This is a genomic window from Pseudomonas sp. 313 (assembly GCF_000316965.1).
Classification (GTDB): Bacteria; Pseudomonadota; Gammaproteobacteria; order Pseudomonadales; family Pseudomonadaceae; genus Chryseomonas; species Chryseomonas benzopyrenica.
The window spans coordinates 505,446-513,188 of sequence record NZ_ANBZ01000079.1 but is presented as its reverse complement, the minus strand read 5'-3'; the positions used below and the strand labels follow the sequence as shown (position 1 = coordinate 513,188).

Genomic DNA, 7,743 nt, shown 5'->3' with positions numbered 1-7,743 from the left:
TCGCCTTGTTTGGCTCTAACTCGCAAGATCGTAAACAGGTTCTGAGGCTGCCAACTTTTCCACGCCCGGCCTTGCCGGGCGTTTTTCATTGCGCGAGGTGTGCATGAACCCGGATCAACCCCTGCAACTGCTCGGCGGCCTGACCGCCCGTGAATTCCTGCGCGACTACTGGCAGCGCAAACCCCTGCTGATCCGCCAGGCCCTCCCGGACTTCCAGAATCCCCTGGAGCCCGACGAACTGGCCGGCCTGTCGCTGGAAGAGGAAATCGAATCCCGCCTGATCATCGGCCAGGACCGTACCTGGGAACTGCGCCGCGGCCCCCTGCCGGAAGATACCTTCGCCAGCCTGCCCGAGCGCGACTGGACCCTGCTGGTGCAATCGGTCGACCAGTTCGTCCCCGAGGTGGCCGAGGTGCTGGAGGCCTTCCGCTTCCTGCCCAGCTGGCGTGTCGACGATGTCATGATTAGCTACGCCGCCCCCGGTGGCAGTGTCGGCCCCCACTACGATCACTATGACGTCTTCCTGCTGCAGGGCCATGGCCGCCGTCGCTGGCGCATCGGTCAGCCGTGCACCGCCGACAGTCCGCTGATCGACGGCCTGGAGCTGAAGATCCTCGCCGACTTCCAGCAGACCGACGAATGGGTGCTGGAACCGGGCGACATGCTCTATCTGCCGCCGGGCCTGGCCCACGACGGCATCGCCGAAGACGAGTGCATGACCTACTCCATCGGCTTCCGCGCCCCCAGTGCCGGCGAGGTGCTCACCCACTTCACCGACTTCCTCAACCAGTTCATCCCCGAGGACGAGCGCTACAGCGACGCCGGCTGCGCCCCGGCCAGCGAGCATCCGGCGGAGATCCCGCCCGAGGCCATCGAGCGGTTGCGCGGCCTGATGGAGCGTCACCTGAGCGACGATCGCCTGCTGCTGGCCTGGTTCGGCCAGCACATGACCGAGCCGCGCTATCCGGAGCGCGTCGCCGGAGAAAACCTCAGCGCCAAGCAGCTGCGCAAGGAACTCGACGAAGGCGCCCTGCTGATGCGCAACCCCAGCGGCCGCATCGCCTGGAGTCGCCTGGAAGACGAGGTGATGGTCTTCGCCAGCGGCCAGAGCCGCCTGCTGCCCATGCGGCTGCAACCGCTGCTCGACCTGCTATGCTCGGCGGACGTCCTGCACGAGGCCAATCTCGCGCCCTGGCTGCAGGACGACGATGCCATGCGCCTGATCCGCGAACTGCTCCAGCAGGGCAGCCTGATCTTCGCCGGAGAAGACGACGACGAGTGATAGGGAGCCGCCGTGGACGAGTCCTTTGCCGATCTGACCCTGGACGGATTGCCCGAACCCCAGCTCGGCCAGGACCTCGCCCTACGCCTCGAAAGCCTGGACGCCCTGCGTGAGCACGGTGTCCGCCTCATCGGCCAAGCCAGCCGCCAGCTGAGCATCCAGACGCCCGACCTGGAAGCACCGCTCTACGACAATCTCGCCGTCGAAGCGGCGATCAAGCGTCTGCTGCTGGGCCATCCGCGGCATCAGGTCCGCATCCTCATCAACGACAGCGCCCTCGCCATGCGCCAGGGACACCGACTCATCGCCCTGGCGCAACGCCTGACCAGCAATCTGCTGATCCGGCGGCCACCGCCCGATCAGCAACCGGAAGGCAGCTGCCTCATCGTCGACGACCAGGCCCTGCTGCGCCGCACGGGCAGCGCGCCCACCGGCTTCGTCCGCTACGGCGACCGCGCCGCCGTCAAGGTTCAGCAGCAGGTCTTCGATCGCCTCTGGGCCAGCAGCCAGCCGGATCAGGAATTGCGGAGGATGGTGCTGTGAAAGGTCTGCTGGCATTGCTGTTGCTGCTGACGACCACCGCCTGGGCGGCGCCTCGTACCGAGGTCATACCCCTGCAATACCGCACCGCCGACGACCTGCTGCCCACCCTGCAAGCCGTCCTTGGCAGCGAAGGCAAGGTCAACGTCTACGGCAATCAGCTGATCGTCAATGCCGAGCCGGCCAAGCTGGCCGAACTCAAGAGTCTGCTCGCCCAGCTGGACACCCAGCCGCGGCGCCTGCTCATCACCCTGGCCACCCGCGCCGGCAGTTCGGGCGCCAGTCAGGGCTATTCGGTAAACGGCGATGTGCGCTCGCCCCAGGTGCGCATCATCGAGGACAGCACCGACCAGAAGGAGGATGGCGCCCAGCGCGTCCAGGTCACCGAGGGCTATCCCGCCTTCATCCGCTTCGGCGCAGACGTGCCGGTGACCACCTACCAGACCTCGCCCTATGGCCAGAGCTACGCCCAGACCGATTACCGCCGGCTCGAACGCGGCTTTCAGGTCACCGCCCGTCTGAGCGGCAACCTGGTCCATCTGGACATCAACAGCGTGGATGATCGCGCCGCGGCCATGCGCCCGGGCACGGTGCAGACCCAGAGCGCCGCCACTCGCATCAGCGGCCCGCTGGGGCAATGGCTGGATCTGGGCGGCTTTCGCCAACAGGTCGAGAGCGACCAGAACGGCCTCACCCGCTACTACTCGACCGAGGGTCGTGACGACCGTCAACTGAGCATTCGCGCCGACCTCATCGACTAGCGAATCGGCGAACGGCAGAACTCTGGCGGCAACTGGCAATCTAGGACACAGGAAGCAAAAGAAACTTATTTGAGAATAATTCTTATATTCATTCTCAAATAAACCTGAAGTTCTACTTAGTTTGATTCAAAGCAGTCCAATAGAATCTTTTTGGCCCAATAAATTTACAGAATGAATCGATAGAGCATAAAATCTGTCTGTCTTGCGACACGGTGTCGCACTGATAGCGCCTGATACCCAATAATTAAGGATTCAAAGCATGTCTGAGTCGATCAGCCTACTGACCCACAACTGGAGCTTCGCAGTATTTCTCCTGGGCGTGGTCGGTCTGATCGCCTTCATGCTCGGAGTCTCGAGCCTGCTCGGCAGCAAAGCCGTAGGCCGTAGCAAGAACGATCCCTTCGAGTCCGGCATCGTCCCCACCGGGGGTGCCCGTCTCCGTCTCTCTGCCAAGTTCTACCTGGTCGCGATGCTCTTCGTGATCTTCGACGTCGAAGCCCTCTTTCTCTTCGCCTGGTCGGTGTCCATCCGTGAATCGGGATGGGCCGGCTTCGTGGAAGCCTCCATTTTCATAGCAATTCTGTTGGCGGGTCTTGTCTACCTGTGGCGAATCGGAGCGCTCGATTGGGCGCCTGCGAGCCGTCGCGAGCGGCAGGCGAAGTCGAAACAATGAGGCTTTGGCAATGCAATACAATCTCACCCGGATCGATCCCGATGCGGCAGTAGACCGCTATCCAGCCGGCCAGCGGGAAACCGTGGCCGACCCCGTCGAAAGTCAGGTCAACCGCAGCATCTTCATGGGCAAGCTCGAAGATGTCCTGCGGGGCGCGGTCAATTGGGGACGCAAGAATTCCCTGTGGCCCTACAACTTCGGCCTGTCCTGCTGCTATGTGGAAATGACCACCGCCTTCACGGCGCCCCACGACATCGCCCGCTTCGGCGCCGAAGTCATCCGGGCCTCGCCGCGTCAGGCCGACTTCATGGTCATCGCCGGCACCCCCTTCATGAAGATGGCCCCGGTCATCCAGCGCCTGTACGAGCAGATGCTGGAACCCAAGTGGGTGATCTCCATGGGCGCCTGCGCCAACTCCGGCGGTATGTACGACATCTACTCGGTCGTTCAGGGCGTGGACAAGTTCCTGCCCGTCGACGTCTACGTGCCCGGCTGCCCGCCTCGCCCCGAAGCCTTCCTCCAGGGCCTGATGCTCCTGCAGGACTCCATCGGTGAAGAGCGCCGCCCCCTTTCCTGGGTGGTGGGCGACCAGGGTATCTACCGCGCCGAGATGCCTTCGCAGCGCGAGCAGAACCGCGAGCGCCGCATCCAGGTCACCAACCTGCGCAGCCCAGACGAAGTGTAAGTCCCTTCCAGGACCTGCACGCTGACGACGATCGATTAGCGACGGAACATCATGACCGCAGATACCGCTCTGTCCGCCTCTGCGCTCGCCCCTGCTGGCGAAGCGTCGGTGGTTGGCGAACTCCAGGGCCAATTCGGCGCCGACGCCCTGACCCTGCAAGACACCCGTACCGGCATGCCGGTGATCTGGGTGGCGCGCGAACGAATCATCGAAGTGTTGCGCTTCCTGCGCAACCTGCCCCGCCCCTACGTCATGCTCTATGACCTGCATGGCGTGGACGAACGCCTGCGGACCCATCGCCGCGGCCTGCCCAACGCGGACTTCACGGTCTTCTACCACCTGCTGTCCATCGACCGTAACAGCGATGTGATGCTCAAGGTAGCCCTGTCCGCCAACGACCTGCGCCTGCCCACCGCCACCGGCATCTTCCCCAATGCCAACTGGTACGAGCGGGAAGTGCTGGACATGTACGGCATCCATTTCGACGGTCACCCGCTGCCCAAGCGCATGCTGATGGCCGACAACTGGCAGGGGCACCCCCTGCGCAAGGACTATCCGGCGCGGGCCACCGAGTTCGATCCCTATGCGCTGAACGCCGCCAAGCAGGATCTCGAACAGGAAACCCTGAGATTCAAGCCCGAGGAATGGGGCATGAAGGAGCATGCGGAAAATTCCGACTTCATGTTCCTCAACCTGGGCCCGAACCACCCCTCCGCCCACGGTGCCTTCCGCATCATCCTGCAACTGGACGGCGAAGAAATCGTCGACTGCGTGCCGGAGATCGGCTACCACCACCGTGGCGCCGAGAAGATGGCCGAGCGCCAGTCCTGGCACAGCTACATCCCCTACACCGACCGGATCGATTATCTGGGTGGGGTGATGAACAACCTCCCCTACGTTCTCTCGGTAGAGAAGCTCGCTGGCATCAAGGTGCCGTCGCGGGTCGACTTCATCCGAGTGATGATGGCCGAGTTCTTCCGTATCAACAGCCACCTGCTGTACCTGGGCACCTATATCCAGGACGTCGGTGCCATGACCCCGGTGTTCTTTACCTTCACCGACCGTCAGCGGGCCTACAAGGTGATCGAGGCCATCACCGGCTTCCGCATGCACCCGGCCTGGTTCCGTATCGGCGGCGTCGCCCATGACCTGCCGCGTGGCTGGGACAAGCTGGTCCGCGAATTCCTCGACTGGATGCCCAAGCGCCTGGACGAGTACGAAAAGGCCGCGATGAAGAACAGCATCCTCATCGGCCGGACCAAGAACGTCGCCGTCTACAACACCAAGGAAGCCCTCGAGTGGGGCGTCACCGGTCCCAACCTGCGCGCGACCGGTCTGGACTTCGACCTGCGCAAGGCCCGCCCCTACTCCGGCTACGAGAACTTCGAATTCGAGGTGCCCATCGCCCACAACGGCGATTGCTATGACCGCGGCATGTTGCGCGTCGAGGAGATGCGCCAGAGCCTGCGCATCATCGAGCAGTGCCTGCAGCACATGCCCGAAGGCCCGTACAAGGCGGATCACCCGCTCACTACGCCGCCGCCCAAGGAGCGCACCCTGCAGCACATCGAGACCCTGATCACCCACTTCCTGCAAGTGTCCTGGGGTCCGGTGATGCCGGCGGGCGAAGCCTTCCAGATGATCGAGGCGACCAAGGGCGCCAACAGCTATTACCTGACGAGCGATGGCAGCACCATGAGCTACCGCACCCGCATCCGGACGCCGAGCTTCCCGCATCTGCAGCAGATCCCGGCCGTCATCCGCGGCAGCATGGTGTCCGACCTGATTGCCTATCTGGGCAGTATCGACTTCGTCATGGCCGACGTGGACCGCTGAGCATGAGCACCGAAACCCTGATCCAAACCGACCGTTTCGTCCTGAGCGACACCGAGCGCTCGGCCATCGAGCACGAGATGCATCACTACGAGGACCCGCGCGCGGCGTCCATCGAAGCCCTGAAGATCGTCCAGAAGGAACGTGGCTGGGTGCCGGACGGCGCCATCTACGCCATCGGCGAGGTGCTGGGCATTCCCGCCAGCGACGTCGAGGGCGTGGCGACCTTCTACAGCCAGATCTTCCGCGTGCCGGTCGGTCGCCACATCATCCGCGTGTGCGACAGCATGACCTGCTACATCGGCGGCCACGAATCCGTGGTCGGCGAGATCCAGCGTCAGCTGGGCATCGGTCTGGGCCAGACCACCACCGACAGCCGCTTCACCCTGCTGCCGGTCTGCTGCCTGGGCAATTGCGACAAGGCCCCGGCGCTGATGATCGACGACGACACCCATGGCGATGTCCAACCTGCGGGCGTGGCCAAACTGCTGGAGGGATACGCATGAGACTGACCTCCTTCGGGCCTGCCAACAGCATCGCCCGTACCCCCGAGACCCATCCCCTGACCTGGCGCCTGCGTGAAGACGGCGCCCCGGTCTGGCTGGAGGAATATCAGGCGAAGGACGGCTACGCCGCGGCGCGCAAGGCGCTGACCGAGCTGGCACCCGACGCCATCGTCCAGGAAGTCAAGGACTCCGGCCTCAAGGGCCGCGGCGGTGCGGGCTTCCCTACCGGCGTGAAGTGGGGCCTGATGCCCAAGGACGAATCCCTCGATATCCGCTACCTGCTGTGCAATGCGGACGAGATGGAGCCCAACACCTGGAAGGACCGCCTGCTCATGGAGCAGCTGCCGCACCTGCTGGTGGAAGGCATGCTGATCAGCGCCCGGGCACTCAAGGCCTACCGTGGCTACATCTTCCTGCGCGGCGAATACGTCGACGCCGCCGCCAACCTGCGGCGGGCGGTGGAAGAGGCCAAGGCCGCCGGTCTGCTCGGCAAGAACATCCTCGGCAGCGGCTTCGACTTCGAGCTGTTCGTCCACACCGGCGCCGGTCGTTACATCTGTGGCGAAGAGACCGCGCTGATCAACTCCCTGGAAGGTCGCCGCGCCAACCCGCGCTCCAAGCCGCCCTTCCCCGCCGCCGTCGGCGTCTGGGGCAAGCCGACCTGCGTCAACAACGTCGAGACCCTGTGCAACGTGCCGGGCATCGTCGCGGGTGGCGTGGACTGGTACAAGAGCCTGGCCCGCGAAGGCAGCGAAGACATGGGCACCAAGCTCATGGGCTTCTCCGGCAAGGTGAAGAATCCCGGCGTCTGGGAACTGCCCTTCGGCATCACCGCCCAGGAGCTGTTCGAGGACTATGCGGGCGGCATGCGCGATGGCTTCAAGCTGAAATGCTGGCAGCCCGGTGGCGCCGGTACCGGCTTCCTGCTGCCCGAGCACCTCTCGGCGCAGATGTACGCCGGCGGCATCGGCAAGGTCGGTACCCGCATGGGCACCGGTCTGGCCCTGGCCGTGGACGACAGCGTCAACATGGTTTCGCTGCTGCGCAACATGGAAGAGTTCTTCGCCCGCGAATCCTGTGGCTGGTGCACCCCCTGCCGCGACGGCCTGCCCTGGAGCGTCAAGCTCCTGCGCAGCCTGGAAAAGGGCGAGGGGCAGCAGGGCGATCTGGACACCCTGCTGCAACTGGTCAACTTCCTCGGCCCGGGCAAGACCTTCTGTGCCCACGCACCGGGTGCCGTCGAGCCCCTGGGTAGTGCCATCAAGTATTTCCGCGAAGAGTTCGAGGCCGGTGTGCGCAAGGCGCCCAGCGAGCCGCGACCGACTGCTTCGGCGAGCGTGACCTGAGGATCGGCCCCCGCGGGGGCCGCTTCCATCGCTTTCTGGCCGGACCCGCTCCGGCCGGCGCTGCCTCTGGCGATCGTCAGGGCGGCGCGAACGTTTTCCCATTAGCCAGACCCGCCC

8 protein-coding genes are annotated in these 7,743 nt (G+C 64.4%); all 8 read left to right on the top strand.

Annotation, left to right across the window (positions count from 1 at the left end; all coding sequences use genetic code 11):
- Positions 1 to 103: 103 nt before the first annotated feature.
- The 8 genes from C722_RS0120520 (at position 104) to nuoF (ending at position 7,626) form a co-directional block, all read left to right on the top strand.
- Positions 104 to 1,282: a cupin domain-containing protein gene (locus C722_RS0120520; RefSeq protein WP_017642314.1), complete on the top strand. Its 1,179-nt coding sequence runs from the start codon at positions 104 to 106 to the stop codon at positions 1,280 to 1,282.
- Positions 1,283 to 1,294: 12 nt separating this feature from the next.
- Complete coding sequence (locus tag C722_RS0120515) at positions 1,295 to 1,825, top strand: hypothetical protein (RefSeq protein WP_017642313.1); 531 nt, start codon at positions 1,295 to 1,297, stop codon at positions 1,823 to 1,825.
- Positions 1,822 to 2,583: a secretin N-terminal domain-containing protein gene (locus C722_RS0120510; protein ID WP_017642312.1), complete on the top strand. Its 762-nt coding sequence runs from the start codon at positions 1,822 to 1,824 to the stop codon at positions 2,581 to 2,583. Before C722_RS0120515 ends, C722_RS0120510 begins: the two co-directional genes overlap by 4 nt.
- Positions 2,584 to 2,842: 259 nt before the next feature.
- Positions 2,843 to 3,256, top strand: coding sequence for an NADH-quinone oxidoreductase subunit A (locus C722_RS0120505; RefSeq protein WP_007158885.1), 414 nt, complete (start codon positions 2,843 to 2,845; stop codon positions 3,254 to 3,256).
- A 10-nt stretch (positions 3,257 to 3,266) separates the two neighbouring features.
- Entirely contained in the window at positions 3,267 to 3,941 is a 675-nt protein-coding gene (locus C722_RS0120500) for an NADH-quinone oxidoreductase subunit B family protein (protein WP_007158886.1), read from the top strand.
- Between the two features lie 51 nt (positions 3,942 to 3,992).
- Positions 3,993 to 5,777: an NADH-quinone oxidoreductase subunit C/D gene (gene nuoC, locus C722_RS0120495; protein ID WP_017642311.1), complete on the top strand. Its 1,785-nt coding sequence runs from the start codon at positions 3,993 to 3,995 to the stop codon at positions 5,775 to 5,777.
- 2 nt (positions 5,778 to 5,779) lie between these two features.
- Positions 5,780 to 6,280: an NADH-quinone oxidoreductase subunit NuoE gene (nuoE, locus tag C722_RS0120490; RefSeq protein ID WP_017642310.1), complete on the top strand. Its 501-nt coding sequence runs from the start codon at positions 5,780 to 5,782 to the stop codon at positions 6,278 to 6,280.
- On the top strand, positions 6,277 to 7,626 hold the full coding sequence (gene nuoF / locus C722_RS0120485) for an NADH-quinone oxidoreductase subunit NuoF (protein WP_017642309.1): 1,350 nt from the start codon (positions 6,277 to 6,279) through the stop codon (positions 7,624 to 7,626). The genes nuoE and nuoF overlap by 4 nt, the downstream gene beginning before the upstream one ends.
- The last annotated feature ends 117 nt before the right edge of the window (positions 7,627 to 7,743 follow it).

Excerpts from the sequence above, each read along its gene's own strand:
- C722_RS0120520 (WP_017642314.1), top strand. The coding sequence starts at position 104 with ATGAACCCGGATCAACCCCTGCAACTGCTCGGCGGCCTGACCGCCCGT.
- C722_RS0120505 (WP_007158885.1), top strand. The coding sequence starts at position 2,843 with ATGTCTGAGTCGATCAGCCTACTGACCCACAACTGGAGCTTCGCAGTA.
- C722_RS0120500 (WP_007158886.1), top strand. The coding sequence starts at position 3,267 with ATGCAATACAATCTCACCCGGATCGATCCCGATGCGGCAGTAGACCGC.
- nuoC (WP_017642311.1), top strand. The coding sequence starts at position 3,993 with ATGACCGCAGATACCGCTCTGTCCGCCTCTGCGCTCGCCCCTGCTGGC.
- nuoE (WP_017642310.1), top strand. The coding sequence starts at position 5,780 with ATGAGCACCGAAACCCTGATCCAAACCGACCGTTTCGTCCTGAGCGAC.
- nuoF (WP_017642309.1), top strand. The coding sequence starts at position 6,277 with ATGAGACTGACCTCCTTCGGGCCTGCCAACAGCATCGCCCGTACCCCC.